This is a genomic window from Priestia taiwanensis (assembly GCF_014638355.1).
Classification (GTDB): Bacteria; Bacillota; Bacilli; order Bacillales; family Bacillaceae_G; genus Priestia_D; species Priestia_D taiwanensis.
Genome location: NZ_BMFK01000001.1, coordinates 2,168,802 through 2,184,537, shown reverse-complemented (window position 1 = coordinate 2,184,537; position 15,736 = coordinate 2,168,802). Strand labels below are relative to the sequence as shown.

General features: G+C 39.0%; 20 protein-coding genes. 7 read left to right on the top strand and 13 right to left on the bottom strand.

Going from position 1 to position 15,736, the window contains the following annotated elements:
* Genes IEV41_RS11395 through IEV41_RS11375 form a run of 5 tightly spaced genes read right to left on the bottom strand, consistent with a single transcriptional unit; the run spans nucleotide 1 to nucleotide 1,739 of the window.
* Nucleotides 1–441 (bottom strand): spore germination protein GerPE, encoded by a 441-nt coding sequence (locus IEV41_RS11395; RefSeq protein ID WP_188388494.1) that lies wholly within the window; start codon nucleotides 439–441, stop codon nucleotides 1–3.
* 18 nt (nucleotides 442–459) lie between these two features.
* Complete coding sequence (locus IEV41_RS11390) at nucleotides 460–636, bottom strand: spore germination protein GerPD (protein ID WP_188388771.1); 177 nt, start codon at nucleotides 634–636, stop codon at nucleotides 460–462.
* Nucleotides 637–641: 5 nt separating this feature from the next.
* A complete protein-coding gene (gerPC, locus tag IEV41_RS11385; protein ID WP_188388493.1) occupies nucleotides 642–1,253 on the bottom strand; it encodes a spore germination protein GerPC in 612 nt (203 codons plus the stop codon).
* Nucleotides 1,254–1,296: 43 nt separating this feature from the next.
* Nucleotides 1,297–1,488 (bottom strand): spore germination protein GerPB, encoded by a 192-nt coding sequence (locus tag IEV41_RS11380; RefSeq protein ID WP_188388492.1) that lies wholly within the window; start codon nucleotides 1,486–1,488, stop codon nucleotides 1,297–1,299.
* Nucleotides 1,489–1,517: 29 nt separating this feature from the next.
* Nucleotides 1,518–1,739: a spore germination protein gene (locus IEV41_RS11375; protein ID WP_188388491.1), complete on the bottom strand. Its 222-nt coding sequence runs from the start codon at nucleotides 1,737–1,739 to the stop codon at nucleotides 1,518–1,520.
* A gap of 134 nt (nucleotides 1,740–1,873) precedes the next feature.
* Between IEV41_RS11375 and IEV41_RS11370 the strand changes: the two genes are divergently transcribed.
* Nucleotides 1,874–2,773, top strand: a complete 900-nt coding sequence (locus tag IEV41_RS11370) for a fumarylacetoacetate hydrolase family protein (RefSeq protein WP_188388490.1) — start codon at nucleotides 1,874–1,876, stop codon at nucleotides 2,771–2,773.
* A gap of 46 nt (nucleotides 2,774–2,819) precedes the next feature.
* On the opposite strand, the gene IEV41_RS11365 is transcribed toward IEV41_RS11370, so the two are convergent.
* Entirely contained in the window at nucleotides 2,820–4,028 is a 1,209-nt protein-coding gene (locus IEV41_RS11365; protein WP_188388489.1) for an ornithine--oxo-acid transaminase, read from the bottom strand.
* Nucleotides 4,029–4,167: 139 nt separating this feature from the next.
* Here IEV41_RS11365 and IEV41_RS11360 point away from each other — a divergent pair, with 139 nt between their 5' ends.
* Entirely contained in the window at nucleotides 4,168–4,515 is a 348-nt protein-coding gene (locus IEV41_RS11360) for a DUF1516 family protein (protein WP_188388488.1), read from the top strand.
* A gap of 82 nt (nucleotides 4,516–4,597) precedes the next feature.
* Here IEV41_RS11360 and IEV41_RS11355 read toward each other — a convergent pair whose 3' ends face one another.
* Nucleotides 4,598–5,143 carry a DUF2777 family protein gene (locus IEV41_RS11355; RefSeq protein WP_188388487.1) on the bottom strand — a complete coding sequence of 182 codons (546 nt, stop codon included), beginning with the start codon at nucleotides 5,141–5,143 and terminating at the stop codon, nucleotides 4,598–4,600.
* Between the two features lie 148 nt (nucleotides 5,144–5,291).
* Here IEV41_RS11355 and asnB point away from each other — a divergent pair, with 148 nt between their 5' ends.
* From asnB to IEV41_RS11340, 3 genes are all read left to right on the top strand, one after another.
* On the top strand, nucleotides 5,292–7,142 hold the full coding sequence (asnB, locus tag IEV41_RS11350; RefSeq protein ID WP_188388486.1) for an asparagine synthase (glutamine-hydrolyzing): 1,851 nt from the start codon (nucleotides 5,292–5,294) through the stop codon (nucleotides 7,140–7,142).
* A 64-nt stretch (nucleotides 7,143–7,206) separates the two neighbouring features.
* Nucleotides 7,207–7,482 (top strand): hypothetical protein, encoded by a 276-nt coding sequence (locus IEV41_RS11345; RefSeq protein ID WP_188388485.1) that lies wholly within the window; start codon nucleotides 7,207–7,209, stop codon nucleotides 7,480–7,482.
* 171 nt (nucleotides 7,483–7,653) lie between these two features.
* Nucleotides 7,654–8,289: a hypothetical protein gene (locus IEV41_RS11340; RefSeq protein WP_188388484.1), complete on the top strand. Its 636-nt coding sequence runs from the start codon at nucleotides 7,654–7,656 to the stop codon at nucleotides 8,287–8,289.
* A gap of 40 nt (nucleotides 8,290–8,329) precedes the next feature.
* On the opposite strand, the gene IEV41_RS11335 is transcribed toward IEV41_RS11340, so the two are convergent.
* The 4 genes from IEV41_RS11335 to IEV41_RS11320 are packed head-to-tail and all read right to left on the bottom strand — an operon-like array spanning nucleotide 8,330 to nucleotide 11,082.
* Nucleotides 8,330–9,100: a class I SAM-dependent methyltransferase gene (locus IEV41_RS11335; protein WP_188388770.1), complete on the bottom strand. Its 771-nt coding sequence runs from the start codon at nucleotides 9,098–9,100 to the stop codon at nucleotides 8,330–8,332.
* Between the two features lie 60 nt (nucleotides 9,101–9,160).
* Nucleotides 9,161–10,123: a DMT family transporter gene (locus tag IEV41_RS11330; RefSeq protein WP_188388483.1), complete on the bottom strand. Its 963-nt coding sequence runs from the start codon at nucleotides 10,121–10,123 to the stop codon at nucleotides 9,161–9,163.
* 46 nt (nucleotides 10,124–10,169) lie between these two features.
* Complete coding sequence (locus IEV41_RS11325) at nucleotides 10,170–10,646, bottom strand: DMT family transporter (protein ID WP_239534587.1); 477 nt, start codon at nucleotides 10,644–10,646, stop codon at nucleotides 10,170–10,172.
* Nucleotides 10,647–10,659: 13 nt separating this feature from the next.
* Nucleotides 10,660–11,082 carry a DMT family transporter gene (locus IEV41_RS11320; RefSeq protein ID WP_188388482.1) on the bottom strand — a complete coding sequence of 141 codons (423 nt, stop codon included), beginning with the start codon at nucleotides 11,080–11,082 and terminating at the stop codon, nucleotides 10,660–10,662.
* 124 nt (nucleotides 11,083–11,206) lie between these two features.
* On the opposite strand from IEV41_RS11320, the gene yeiL reads away from it, so the two are divergent.
* Nucleotides 11,207–11,899, top strand: a complete 693-nt coding sequence (gene yeiL / locus IEV41_RS11315; protein ID WP_188388481.1) for a transcriptional regulator YeiL — start codon at nucleotides 11,207–11,209, stop codon at nucleotides 11,897–11,899.
* 206 nt (nucleotides 11,900–12,105) lie between these two features.
* On the top strand, nucleotides 12,106–13,842 hold the full coding sequence (locus tag IEV41_RS11310) for an ABC transporter ATP-binding protein (RefSeq protein WP_188388480.1): 1,737 nt from the start codon (nucleotides 12,106–12,108) through the stop codon (nucleotides 13,840–13,842).
* A gap of 121 nt (nucleotides 13,843–13,963) precedes the next feature.
* On the opposite strand, the gene IEV41_RS11305 is transcribed toward IEV41_RS11310, so the two are convergent.
* On the bottom strand, nucleotides 13,964–14,308 hold the full coding sequence (locus IEV41_RS11305) for a P-II family nitrogen regulator (protein WP_373284188.1): 345 nt from the start codon (nucleotides 14,306–14,308) through the stop codon (nucleotides 13,964–13,966).
* Between the two features lie 12 nt (nucleotides 14,309–14,320).
* A complete protein-coding gene (locus IEV41_RS11300; protein ID WP_188388767.1) occupies nucleotides 14,321–15,547 on the bottom strand; it encodes an ammonium transporter in 1,227 nt (408 codons plus the stop codon).
* Nucleotides 15,548–15,736 lie beyond the last annotated feature (189 nt).

Sequence of the window (15,736 nt, the reverse complement as noted above, 5' to 3'; positions counted from 1 at the left end):
TCACTCCTTTTCCTGTTGTACAATTCCGTCGAACATATCATGTAGTTCAGCCATTTGTTTATTTGTTTCCCCTGGCAAAATATCATACTCACGAATATGTTTAATTTTTGCTTGGAGAAAGACACGATTCGTAGACCCAACATGAAGAAGACTAGAAGAGCTGACCCCAAGTATACGAACGCGGTGAACGTGAATGAATGGCTTTTCATGAAATACCGCCATTCGTACTTCATCTGGGTAAGTAGGAAATGGCATTTCTTTTTGGGAAATTGCCTCGTGTTCTGCCGTGCCTTCATTGCCGTTAAAAGATGCAAAGCGTCGTTGCAAAGCAAATACGGCATCGTAGGCGACAATTTCATTTGAATCGCCAATTTGGCAAATCGAACTCTCGGCGAAAGAGTTGACGATAACACCATCGACAAGAGACGTACGTTTGAACAAAGAAAGCACCTTCTTTTCTTAAGATAACGAAAGTGGAACGAAAGGCCCGATAATAACAGATTCAGGCGGTGTATCGAATAAGGAAGCCATTGTAAGAGTTTCGGCATCTCCAATAAGGAAAAGCGAGGAGGAAGTAACACCGCCTACTTTAATATTGCACACACATAATTCACGATTTGTGACATGAAAGTTAATCATTCTTATCCGTCCTTTTTCAGATTAGTAGGGAAGTGTTGAATAAAGGCAATGAATGCTTGATCGATGTCTTGAATCATCTTCTGTAGAATCGTTTCTTTCAGGAGTGCAGGATTATTGATAATTTCGGGATGTTGTTGCATTTGTGAGAAGTAATAAGGGATACGTGGTTCCACTTGCACACGTATATCCTCAATCATTAATTGGCGGTATTGATCTGTTAATTGGATACGATATTCTCCTTCTAATTCACGAATGCGCGGTAGCCCGTGTTGGGTTAAATACGTATGAATGTCGCTTGAAATATCTTGTTCAATGGTTGGATTTTTGTATTCGTCCATGCGAATATTCACTTTTTGATTCGTAATTTCAAAGTCTTCGATACTAGTAGGTTCATTTAATGGATTCAAACCGATATTGAGCGTCCCTTCTAATGTTTCCACTTTTAGTTGGTCAAACTTGTATTCTATTTTTTCAATCGTAAGAGGCTTCTTCTTTATTTCTTCTACTTCTTTCTGTAAAGTGGTAACTTGTGTTTCTAATGTTCGTATTCGTGCTTCTTGTTGTTGGATACATGCGTGTAGCTGTTGAAGGTACTTGTATATTTCCTCCTGCAAGGAAACCACCTCCGATCATGCGGTTGCATAATAGTATTTTTCTCTATCTTGATGTTTTTATACTTTGTCCCTTTGCCTGAAGTGGAGGAGCTGCTTGCGTGAAGTTTCCTGTATTTCGTCCTTCTGCGAGTGCTTTAATCATTCCGACACTTCCAATTTGAAACACGGAAGAGTTCGTAATGCCTCCTACTTTGAGATGGTTAATAATAATGCTTTGGTTAATATAGAAATTCACGGTTCTTCCTCCTTCTAGGTGGTGAATGTTTATATATTTCCAACGATATTTTGGTCATTGAGGTCAGAGTCATTCACGCTTGTGACACTTTGTTGGTTATACACAGCTAGGCCGTCTCCAGTGTTAAAGGAACCTGCACCTGCGAATGTCTTTGCATTACTGACCGGATAAATTAAGTTAACGTCTCCAATATTGAAAATACTACTACCACCCATGTTCAAGATTTTGACGATTCCTACGTATGCAGGCATAGTGAACACCCTTTGTTGTATGAGTTAGTTTCTGTGTTATCATATGGACTTATGACTAAAGGTGTGAAGGATTTACATGGATGATTTCCGAATATATAAGAGAGGCTTTCATACTACAAGAGGAGTTGGAGAAAATGAAATTCGTAACGTTTCGTGTACAAGATGAGCAACATGTTGGAATAGTAGAAGAAGCAAAGCAGGAAGTCATTCATATTGGACGTGCAGTAGAAGAACTATGTCTTGATGCTGTTATTCCAGAAACGATGATTGCATGTATAGAGGTGGGAGAATTGTTCATTCATCTAGTGAAGGAAGTGCTAGATTCATATAATAAGCTAACAGAGAAGAGCATCTACAAATTAGCAGATGTGAAAATGGAAGCGCCAATTCCTTACCCACGTAAAAATGTATTTTGCGTTGGAAAGAACTACGCAGACCATGTATTAGAAATGGGAAGTAAAGACGATATTCCAGAGCATATGATGGTATTTACGAAAGCACCAACGTCGGTAATTGGAACAGAGGAAGAAGTATTATCTCATCACAATCTTACAAGTAAATTAGATTATGAAGGGGAATTAGCCGTTGTGATTGGAAAGAAAGGACGCGATATTTCAGTAGAAGAAGCGTTTGATTATATATTCGGGTATACGATTGTGAATGACATTACAGCACGTGATCGTCAAAAACAACATAAACAATTTTTCCTAGGAAAAACGTTAGATACGACGTGTCCAATGGGCCCTTATCTAGTAGAGAAGAGTAGCGTGGAAAACGCACAAAACTTATCTGTTGTAACGAAAGTAAACGGAGAAGTACGCCAAGATGGCAATACAGCTAGTATGATGTTCGACATTCCAACAATTGTATCAATTATTTCACAAGGTATGACGTTGGAGCCAGGTGATGTTATTGCAACAGGTACACCGTCTGGCGTAGGAAATGGATTCAATCCCCCGAAATTCTTGCAATCTGGTGATTGTATTGAAATTACGATTGAAAGTATTGGTACGTTACGTAATACAGTGAAGTAGTAGAAAAGGGACGAGGTATGATAACCTTGTCCCTTTTGTATATCTATTAGTTTTGAATTGTTTCTAATGATAGAACTTCGACAATTTTGTGTAATGCGTCGTCTAATTCTTCTTTTGTAATAATGAGTGGTGGTGCAATACGAATGACATTGTCATGTGTTTCTTTACATAGAATGCCTTTTTCTTTTAACTTCTCGCAATATGGACGAGCCGCTGTTGTTAGCTCAATACCAACGAATAGCCCTTTTCCACGCACTTCCTGAATAACTGGGTTATCAATTTCTTGTAGTTTTCCTAAAAGGTATGTTCCAAGTTCAAGAGAACGTTCTACTAGTTTCTCATCGTTAAGAACGTCTAATGATGCAATGGATACAGCACACGCAAGTGGATTTCCTCCGAATGTCGATCCGTGTGAACCTGGCTCGAATACGCTTAAGATGTCACGATTTGCTGCGACACAAGAAATTGGGAATACTCCGCCACCAAGTGCTTTACCTAAAATGTACATGTCCGGTGTTATATCATCCCAGTCACATGCGAACATTTTTCCAGTACGGCCGAGGCCAGTTTGGATTTCATCAGCAACGAATAGTACATTGTTTTCTTTGCATAGCTCTGCTACTTGTTTCAAGTATCCTGCTGGTGGAATAATGATGCCTGCTTCACCTTGAATTGGCTCCACGATAAATGCCGCTGTATTTGGTGTAATTGCTACTTTTAATGCTTCAATATCACCGTAAGGAATGACTTTCACACCTGGTAGCATTGGACCGAAGCCACGCTTGTACTCATCATTTGATGACATTGAAACCGCTGCCATTGTACGACCGTGGAAATTATCGATACATACGATGATCTCAGCTGCATTTTCTTCTACTTTCTTCACATCATATGCCCAGCGTCTTGCGGTTTTCACTGCTGTTTCGACTGCTTCTGCACCTGTATTCATTGGTAGAACCATTTCTTTGTTTGTGATGTTACTTACTTTTTCATACCATGCACCTAAGTTATCACTATGAAATGCTCGTGATGTTAGCGTAACGCGGTCTGCTTGGTCCTTGAGTGCTTGAATAATCGTTGGATGACGATGACCTTGATTTACTGCTGAATATGCACTTAACATATCCATGTATTTGTTACCTTCTGGATCTTCTACCCAAATACCTTCCGCTTTCGAAATAACGATTGGTAGCGGATGATAGTTCTTTGCTCCGTATGTTTCAGTTAATGCAATAATACCTTTTGTAGTTGTCATGCAATTCCCCTCCACTTTCTTAAAAGCATAGTACCTCAAGTATAGTATATCATTTTTACTAGACTAGTTCGAAATATTTCTATGTTGTATAATGTTCATGATATGATGAGCAAAAGGGAAAAGAAAGGGGATTGGCATCATGATCCATATGCATATTACGTCTTGGGCAGTAGTACTTCTATTATTTGTAGTGGCACTAATGGCGGGCAACGCAAAAACAAAAAAAATCGTACATATGACAGCGCGTATGCTGTATTTCGCTGTAATTGGTTCAGGAATTTGGATTTTATTATCTTTAACAAAGATTTCTGGCGAACACTATGGAAAAGCAGTACTTGGAGTTGTAGTAATTGCAGGTATTGAAATGGTACTTGTACGTACACAAAAAGGCAGACCGACAGGCATGGCTTGGGCAGTATTTGGTGTATCATTAGTATTAACAGTTGCTTTAGGATTACGCTTACCATTAGGTATGCATTTCTTATAAGGTATCGTAAAGGACTCGATTTCGGGTCTTTTTTTGTATGGATAACGAAAAAAATCAGCTATTGAAGCATAGCTGATTTTTGTTAGTGTATTTCCATCATAAGTCCATCTGTCCTGGCAAATGAAAAGCGATCCTTTACAATAGTAGCATCTCGAATGAATGAATGATGCAAGGAACATACTAAGTCTTCATTATCAAAGAGGAAAAAGTTAATACCTTGCGCACTTTTGTCTTTCGGTTGGAAGGACAAGAAGTTATGGCAATAGATGCAATCGTAAATAGAATAATCAAGCTCATTTAATGCATCGACTAATTTTGTGAATGCTTCATCGCTTAACTCATGCAGAAATTCTTGATAACTTGTTTGTAATTTTTTTCGAATGCGAATGTATTCACCGTGTTGTAGAAAGTATTGTTTGTTTTCGATTTGAATAACATCATCTTCAAAGAAATATGCTCGTATCCACACTTCATTCATATGAATTTCTAAATCTTCGCTAACAAAGTCAGCCAATAAGTATGCTTCATCACTTTCCTCATCAAAGAAGACCCACTCATTGTTTATATATTCGACATTCCCACTCGTATATGCTCGAGGTTGTTCTTGTAATAATTGATAACGATTCATCTTATCCCTCCTATCGTAGCTGTCATTTCTCGTTATAGACACATCTAGGTGAATTTATAACGTCCTTTCATAAAAAAGTTCACGTTTATACTGAATAGGCATATGTTATATATCATTTCAGTTCAAACGGAAGAGAGGATGAGGCGTGATGTGTGGAATAACGGGATGGATTGACTATACAGCGAATATCCAGACAGAGAGGCAAGCAATCGAGCTAATGACGAAATGTTTAGCGAAGCGTGGCCCAGATGATAAAAATACATGGCTAAATTGCCACGTTGCATTTGGGCATCGACGTCTTTCTGTTGTTGACTTAGAGGGTGGTAAACAGCCGATGAGTCGGAAGAAAGGGGATAACACATATACCATTTCGTATAATGGAGAATTATACAATACGGAAGATATTCGGAAAGAGTTGCTGAAGAGAGGATACACATTCCAGTCACATTCGGATACAGAAGTATTGCTAAAAGCATACATCGAATGGGAGGAAGAGTGTGTCCATCATTTGAACGGTATTTTTGCATTTGCGATTTGGGATGAACAGAAGGAGCAAGTATTTATTGCGCGTGATCGTTTAGGTGTAAAGCCATTATTTTATAAAAAAGAATATGGAAAGCTATATTTCGCATCCGAGTTAAAAGCAATTCTTGCTCATCCAAATGTGAAAGCAGAGATTGGATATGACGGTTTAGCGGAAGTATTTGGCTTAGGACCATCACGCTCTCCGGGACACGGTGTATTTGCTGGAGTCGAAGAACTTCGACCAGGGCATGTCCTTATATTTTCAAAAAACGGGTTGAAAAAATGGCGGTACTGGAATGTGAAAAGTGAAACACATACAGATTCATTTGATGAAACAGTCGAAAAAGTACGCTTTCTTGTGCAAGATGCGATTACAAGACAATTAGTGTCGGACGTTCCGCTTTGTACATTCCTTTCTGGGGGTGTTGATTCAAGCGCAATTACAGCCATTGCCGCAAAAGCATTTGAACAAGAAGGAAAAGGGAGCCTCCACACATACTCGATTGACTACGAAGATAACGAAAAATATTTCAAGGCAAATGCATTCCAACCGAATGCAGATGGGCCTTGGATTGAATTAATGTCGAATACATTTCAAACAGAGCATCATCGCTGTGTTATTGATAATGATACGTTATACAATCACCTTGTTGAAGCAGTACACGTACGGGATTTACCGGGGATGGCAGATGTAGATTCGTCGCTATTATGGTTCTGCCGTGAAATAAAAAAAGACTTTGTCGTAAGTCTTTCTGGTGAGTGCGCGGATGAAATATTCGGTGGCTATCCGTGGTTTCATCGTGAAGATGATTTGAATGCTAATTCGTTCCCTTGGATGCGCTCGACACACTTACGTGAGCAATTATTAAAAGAAGAGTGGCGTAAAAAGTTACGACTGAAAGAATACGTACAGCATCGCTATGAAGAAACAGTGGCAGAAACACCAGCACTAGAAGGGGAAAGCCCACTTGAAGCGAAACGACGTCAATTATTCTATATGAACATGACCTGGTTCATGACGACGTTACTCGATAGGAAAGATCGTATGAGTATGGGAGCAAGCTTAGAAGTTCGTGTGCCATTTGCCGATCATCGTCTCGTTGACTATGTATGGAATATCCCATGGGAAATGAAGATGCACAACAACCGTGAGAAAGGTCTACTACGTAAAGCACTTGAAGGTATCTTACCGGATGAGATTCTATACCGTAAGAAAAGTCCATATCCGAAGACACATCATCCACAGTATACGAAGGCAGTCGCAACGTGGCTTCAAAGTATCTTAGAAGATAAATCATCGCTCTTGCATGAGTTCTTTGACCGTAATCAGCTTCAAGAAATCGTCAATTCAGAAGGGAAAGCATTCCATGTACCATGGTTTGGACAATTAATGACAGGACCACAATTACTTGCACATCTAGGGCAAATCCATACGTGGTTTAATCACTATAATATTTCAATTAAAGGAAATTAATAGGTGAGTATAGAAGAGGTATATTAGAATATCTAATATATCTTTTTTTCATGGGGGGAGTAGTATGAAGCAGAAGACGAGGGAGAAATGGTGGCAAGTGTCATATGGGTATTCAAGTAAGACACGTCTTTATTCTTTTTTAACAACTTTTTCGTTGATAGTAGGTATAATATTTGGAGTGAAACATTGGCTGTTTAACTTTCGTGTAATTGGCATAGAGGATGGGATTTTGCCTCTTTCACTTGCTAGTGCGACACTATTTTTTATGATATATCGTCGCCTTGCGAAGGAAGAATATGAAGAGAAGGATTTAGGATATCCGGGAATATGGGAGAAATAGAAGCAGGAATACCTTCACAACTAGCAGAATAAGATAGAAACAGTGCTTTTTCTCTTTGTTCATGACGTATCATACCGACCGACTAGTAGTTCATCTCATTTATGTAGTAAGTAATTTGAAAGAAATGGTTAAGATGTAGGTGAATGATCAAAACGTAGGAGGTGAATTGGAATGGTACGAAAAATACTTATTCCGATGATAGCGGTAGGGCTACTTATCCCATTAGGAGTTGCCGCAGGAGATAAGGCAAATGAAGTGAGAGAGTCAGTGAAGGCAAAAGAGGCTAGTGAGACAAACCGACCAGCTATATTAAGTACATCAAAGCCAAAGCATCCTGCTGAGGAAACGAAACTTGGAAAAGGATATACAGCACAAGCGAAATATGCAGAGGATATTGCGAAGAAATACGGTTATACAGATATTATAGAGAGTTTAAAAAAGGTTCTTAATGAGAGAGAAGCATTGATTGAGAAAGCAGTAGCCGCGCGTGGAAGTAAATCCATGTTAGATCGAAGAGTAGAATTTGAAGAGAAACATAGAGACCGGTTAGCAGAGTTAGATGCAAAAGTAGCAGATAAGAAAATGTCCAGAGCAGAGGCGGATAATGCAAGAAGAGCCCTTTTTAATTCATACATGGGCTTTCAGGGACAAGATAACTTTTCTGGAAATGAATCGAAAAAAGTATATGCACAGTTAAAGAAAGTTGTTGCTGAAGCAAATCAAGCGAGCATTTTGCAAAGTTTGAAAGATGTTGTGAAAGCAGAACAAGCGTTAAACGATGAGCTTGCAAGGCGTGCTGGGAAATAAATAAGAAAAGACTGGGGAGAAATACGTTCCACAGTCTTTTTTATTTCTGGGCAAACCATATCGTCCAGCGATCCTGTTCGGTAATTGGTTCACTCTTTATTTTGTTTGAAATGGTATGAAGTAACATATTCATTTCATCATCTGATAGTTCATGAAGAATCGATCGACCAGTGCGAAGGGAAAGGTCGTGGAGAAGTGCTTCTTTCGTTGTGTATACGTTGCGTGTTTCCCATAGTTTCTGTTCTGTAATGTTTGTAAAGTTAGTATGTTGTAACCATTGGAGAATAGCAGCACTGGACGGCCGTCTCATGTTTTCTTTTTCTACTAGATGCGGGAAAGTCTCGAAGAAAAATCCTCGTAAGTGATGTTCACTCCCAGGAAGGGAACAGTCGTCTACTGTACGATCTTGGGTGATAAGAAGTCCGGATGGTTTGAGTAGTCTGTATGCTTCTTTAAAGTAAGCTTGAATATTTGGGAGATGATGAATAACAGCACGAGATAAAATGATATCAAATTGCTCATCCTCAAGTGGAATCTTAGTTGCATCACCGACTATGTAGTGTACATTCTCATACTCACGGCACATTGCTTTTGTTGTTTGAAGCATAACAGAAGAAGAATCAACCGCTGTAACAGATCCGGCTCCCATTTCGAGTAGTTTCTTCGTATAAATACCACCGCCGCATCCAATATCAAGGACGTGCTTTCCTTGGATAGATGTCATTTTCTCGATACATTGTTGCCATGAAACATCTGCGTCACGTGTTGCGTATGTAAAGGCGTTCTTTTTATCGTGAAAATTAATTCCCATCATTATCACCCTTTTCATTGAAATGAAGTCCACCTTCATTATACATAAAATGGTAAAAGGTTACGTGTGCAATGCTTTCATACGAACTTCTTTATGAGAAATATAACTATGCAAAATCATTCCAATCATAATAATGAACATACCAATCCACGAAAGGGGTGTAGGTATAGGAGCTGATAGTAGAATTACTTCTCCAGCGACGGCAAAGAGTACTTCCATCGATTGAGTTGCTTCGACCGCACCTAATTTTAACATATTGCCTTTCACCATATCTGTCGCTTGGAAGAATAGTATGGTCGCAATAACACCAGAGGAAATGGCAACGAATAGAGCTTGTATTGTTTGTTCTTGACTCGGTGCACCTGTTGTGAAAAGTCCATATAAGGAAAGGAGCAACCAAAACGGCAAACTAGCTAACGTCATTCCAAGCACACGTTCATAAGCATCTAGACGATTGCTACACACCTCCATCATTTTACGATTGCCAAGTGGATACGCAAAAGACGCGATAATAACAGGAATAATACCAAGTAACATTTCTGTACTAGAAAGAGAGGTTGCTAGTTCGACTTGCATAAGAATTATACCGAGAAGAATAACGAGCGACATCGCAATGCCCTTCATTGGTAACTTACCTCTCATTTTCAGTATTCCTTCTGGTGTCTCGATTGTTTGGATAAAAAGAGGGGCTAATAAAGAACCAGATATAATGGTTATTTGCCAAGTTCCTGCAATAATCCATCCGGGTGCATGGGCAGAAGCGAAGCATAACGGTGCATAAAATAGCCCGAATCCTACGAAACTCCATATGAACCATGGTTTTGGATTTTCCTTCATAATTGCTAGTAATGGACGTAACTTTTTTCTACCTATTACAAGGAGGAGAAGGAATGGAACCATGAAGATGAATCGTAATGAAGCACTCCATATCCAGCTACCTCCAGACAACTCCATTGCCCGGTTCAGAATAAACGTAAAAGCAAAAAAGAATGCAGCACAAATGCCTAAGAAAATTGGACGCAATGAATTCACCTCACTTTCTAAAAAAGAATACAAAGATGTTTCATCATTATTGGTTATTCATTAGTATATTCTTTTTCTGTTGTTGTTTAAATAGTTTGTCTTTATTATCGAGTGTAACATTGTAAATAAACCCAAGGAGTACGAGTAATCCGCCAATCAGTTTGCCAATGGATATATCTCCTAATGTGAAAAAGTCAATGATAACACCAGTGAACAGTTGCCCTACAAAGATGCAAATGGTTAAAGAGAAAGCAGAAACTTTCGGTGCGGTATAGTTTGATAAGACAATTGTGATGACACCAACGATTCCTCCTAAATAAACGAAAGGTGGAATAGACTTGAAAGAAGTCATCGACATAGAAAGGGATTCATCACTAATAAGTAGAATAACTAGTGAGAATAATAACCCAGTCACAAAGTTAAAAAAGGTTCCCTGGAATGTTCCGATTTCGCGAGCTAAGTTCGCATTAATTGTTCGTGCTACAACAATCGAAACACCAGCTAAAAAAGCAATAATCATCATGTATATCCCTCCATTAATAAAACGTCATCATCATAATTCCTGAGGCAATAAGTGAAAGGCCAATCATTTTCTTCGGTTGAAACTTTGCCACTGTCATTCCTAACAAGCCGAAATGATCAATAATAATAGAAGAAACAGATTGACCAAGTAGACTTAATGCAATGGTCATCGAGACACCAAGCTCTGTAAAGCTCATACTAATAAATAGAACAGTAAATACACCTATCGTTCCAGCGCTATATTGATAGATTGGAATGCTTTTTTGCAACGATAGTTTTGATTTTGTAACGAATAGTACAAGGATAATTGCTAGTAATCCAATCAAGTGAATAAGTACACTAGCTTTGTAATTTCCAAGCATCGTAGATAAGATGCCGTTCATTGGAATCATCATCGCCATACATATCCCGATGAAGATAGAAAGTACGTAATACATATTGATTCCCCCTTATTTTTTACATGTAATGTAGCATGCGCAGTGAAGAACTAGTTATGACGTATGTCATAGTCGAGCATGAAATTTTTCATTATAATGGTAAAAGGATGGGGGAGGGGATACGGTGAAACAAATACATGATGTATCTAAATTGGAGAAGTATGTGAAGAAACACCATATCGATACGTTTTTTAGTACGGATATGACGAATAAGATGGAGCTATTTCTCTTTAAGAAGCATGATTACATTTGCAAAGAAAATGAAGATATTTCTTACTTATATTTTTTTGTAGAAGGAAAAGTGAAAGCGTACAATACGCTTAGCAACGGAAAAGCATTGTTGCTACGGTTTTATGAGGGCTTACAAGTAGTGGGAGACGTAGAGTTAGTGCAAGCTCGTAAGACATCGGCAAATGTGCAAGCCATTGAAGATTCGTATTGTATTGGTATTCCATTAGAAAAACTTCGGGATCAATTGCTTAACGATGCGACATTTCTCCGTTTTATTTGTAGTTCCCTCGCTGAGAAATTTAGTAGGCTTTCAAAAAATAGTTCGATTAATCTATTGTATCCACTGGAAAATCGATTAGCGGGTTATATTCTTGCAACCCTCGAAAAAGGACAAGAGGATGAGAAGAAATTCATCTTCTATGGGAATTTAACCGCAATATCAGAATTATTAGGGACAAGTTACCGACACTTAATGCGTGTTTTACATACATTTGTAGAGCGTGGGATTATCCGAAAGAGGAATAGACACTTTGAAATTATGAATATGCAACTATTAGAAGAGTTAGCGGAAGATATTTATAAATGAGTATTTCATATAAGAAGGAAGGTGCACAAAATGCCTTTCTTCTTATATAATGTAAATGGTTCATAATCAACTGATATCCACATGTAACATACCTTCTGGCATTTCTTCAACAGATTCAATTCCTTTTTCAACATGAAAAAAGCATATGTTTTTTGTCACGGAAATACGAATGAATATGTGTATATGTAATAGAATGGAGGCTTTCTATGGAAGAACAACAAAAAGGATTTAAACCGTTTTGGAATTTAATCGTTGAATCGAAAATTCCAAAAGGAGCGCTGATACTTGGATTAACGACAGGTATCTTGACGACAGTCGCGGGATTAGCAATCCCTCTTTTAACGAAAAATTTGGTTGATGGCTTTAAGTTAGAGTCATTAAGTGTCATGTTAATGGTCTTAATTGGAGTAGCGTTCATTCTCCAAGCGGTCATTGACGGTGTATCGATTTATGCATTAAGTTTCGTGGGACAAAAAGTTGTCGCTGCGATTCGTGAGCGGATGTGGCTGAAACTTATTCGTTTACCAGTAAGTTATTTTGCTAAAGAGTCGAGCGGAGAAACAGTTAGCCGTGTTGTAAATGATACGAATATCGTGCGCGAATTAATTAGTAACCATTTCCCACAGTTTATTACAGGGATTATTTCAATTATCGGGGCAGTGTTCGTCTTATTATGGATGGACTGGAAGATGACGCTTATCATGTTAATCTCGGTACCGGTTACATTGGCGATTATGTTCCCATTAGGAAAACGTATGTCGACTATTTCCCGTGGTATGCAAGATGAAACAGCATCGTTAACAGGGGAAATTCAACAAACGTTAAGTGAAATTCGTTTGATGAAAGCATCGACTGCGGAAGGAAATGAAGAAGTAAAAGGGAAGAACAGTATTCACCGTCTATTTACATACGGGATGAAAGAGGCACGTATTTTCGCCTTTATTGGTCCAATTATGTATCTTGTTGTGATGCTTGTTATCGTAATAATTATTAGTTACGGTGGTATGCGTGTGGCAGATGGTTCGATGACAACGGGGGCACTTGTGGCATTCCTTCTTTACTTGTTCCAAATTATTTATCCGATGACGTCATTTGCCATGTTCTTTACACAGCTGCAAAAAGCACAAGGTGCAACAGAGCGCATTATTGAGATTCTAGAACAGTCATCAGAAGAAGGCCAGACTGGTGTCGAAATGAACATTGCAAACAAAGCTGTAACAGTATCGAATGTATCTTTTGCCTATAGTGATAACGAAGAAGAGAACATTTTATCGGACATTTCTTTTGAAGCAAATCCAGGTGAAATGATTGCTTTTGCGGGACCAAGTGGTGGTGGTAAAACGACGATGTTCTCGCTACTTGAGAGGTTCTATGAACCAACAGAGGGAGAAATCTGCATTGGTGATACGCCGATTAACGAGCTTTCCTTGAAATCATGGCGTAGCCAAATTGGTTACGTATCGCAAGAAAGTGCAATGATGGCAGGGACGATTCGAGATAATTTATGTTATGGACTAGATGATGAAGGTATTACAGATGAACGTTTGTGGGAAGTAACGAAAATGGCATATGCGGATGAATTTATTCAAGAGCTTCCAGAAGGGCTTGATACACAAGTTGGGGAGCGTGGTGTGAAGTTATCTGGTGGACAGCGCCAACGTATTGCTATTGCACGTGCATTCTTACGTGATCCGAAAATCTTAATGATGGACGAAGCAACAGCGAGCTTAGATAGCCAATCTGAAAGTATTGTTCAGGAGGCATTAACAAGCTTAATGGAAGGACGTACAACATTTGTGATTGCGCACCGCCTATCAACAATTGTTGATGCTGATAAGATTATTTTCATTGAAAAAGGAAAAGTAACAGGTATTGGCAAGCATAACGAACTAACACAGTGGCATAGCTTATACAGTGAATTTGCGGAGCAACAGCTGACATAAAGGGAAACGAACTCGATTTAACATCGGGTTCGTTTTTTTTATGGTTTTTGCATAATAGAATATAAAAAATCCGAGCACAACAAATATATTGTGCTCGGGTTAGATAGGGGGATTTGGAGTGTTACACTGCGTCACTCCCTTCTTCACCAGTGCGGATTTTAATAGCGTTTGTAATTGGATAGAAGAAAATCTTTCCGTCACCGACTTTGCCGGTAGTTAACGTTTGTTTCGCTGTATCTACAATAGATGAAACAAGTGAATCATCCACAACAAGCTCCACTTTGATTTTCTCGTTCATCGTAGATGCTAGTTTGCGACCACGATAGATTTCATCGATGCCCTTTTGTGTTCCACATCCTTGAACGGAAAATACTGTCATGCCTGTGACCTTAATTTTACTTAAGGCGAGGCGTAGTTCTTCAAATTTAGATGGCTGAGTAATGATTTCAATCTTTTGTAAACCCACGTTTATTCCTCCTTATAGAGCTTTCTCGTGATACGCTTTTTCCCCGTGTAAGGCAAGGTCAAGGCCGACTGTTTCGTCTTCTTCATCAACACGTACTTTAATGAAGAGATGGATGACACGAATAATGACGAACGTCATCGTTGCTGCAAATACATATGTTGCACCAATTGTAATAAGTTGTTTCCATAATAAGCTCCAGTCACCGTACAGGACACCATCAGCTCCAGCACTGTTTACGCTCGTTGTCGCGAAGATACCTGTTGCAATTCCACCCCACGTACCGCCAATGCCATGGCAACCGAATGCATCTAATGCATCGTCATAGCCGAACTTCTTCTTCATGCATGATACGGCAAAGAAGCAAATCCCTCCGCCAAGTAATCCAATAATAAGGGCAGACAAGGGTGTGACAAATCCGCAAGCTGGTGTAATTGCGACAAGTCCTGATACAGCTCCACTCACTGCTCCTAAAATTGTCGGTTTCTTCGTCACAAACCACTCGCATATAATCCAACCAATTGCAGCAGCGGCCGCAGCTGTATTTGTTGTCACAAATGCATTCAATGCAACGTCATTTAGGGTTAAAGCACTACCAACATTAAATCCGAACCAGCCAAACCATAGTAGACCTGTTCCAAGTACGGTAAATGGTAAGTGATGAGGTGCGGCTGTTTTGACTTCTTTTCGTCTCCCTAAATAAAGGGCGAGAACTAAGCCAGAAATCCCTGAGGAGATGTGAACAACGTTGCCACCAGCAAAGTCTAGTGCACCTAGCTCTCGGAGCCATCCACCAACTCCCCATACCCAGTGAGCAACTGGATCGTATACAAATGTCGTCCATAATAAAGTAAAAATGATAAATGCGGAGAATCTCATTCGTTCTGCGATGGCACCTGAAATAAGAGCAGGTGTTAAAATAGCGAACATAAGTTGGAACATCATGAATAAGTTATGAGGAAGTGTGCTGCTGTAGTCGGTATTAGGAGTAAATCCAACATCTTTTAGGGCGAACCAATCAAGGTTTCCAATCAGTCCATTTGTACTAGGTCCAAATGAGAGTGAGTAACCAATCAAAATCCATTGTACAGAAACGATAAAAATAGCGGTGTAACTATGCATCGTCGTACTAAGTACGTTCTTACTTCGTACCATTCCACCGTAAAATAATGCTAATCCAGGTGTCATGATCATAACCAATACAGTCGCAACAAACAAAAACACGGTATCTGCAGCATTAATGTGTTCCATTCATTCTTCCTCCCTTTTACGTACGTAATAAATAATTGCATTATATGTTTTTCTTTTACTAATGTTACATTTTATTACATGAGTTATCTTGTTATGTATCATAAACGATAAAAAACAGAAAATCAATAGAAAATTCAGAAAATTATGTGAGGTTTTCTGACATGGAATAGAAAGAGCCTT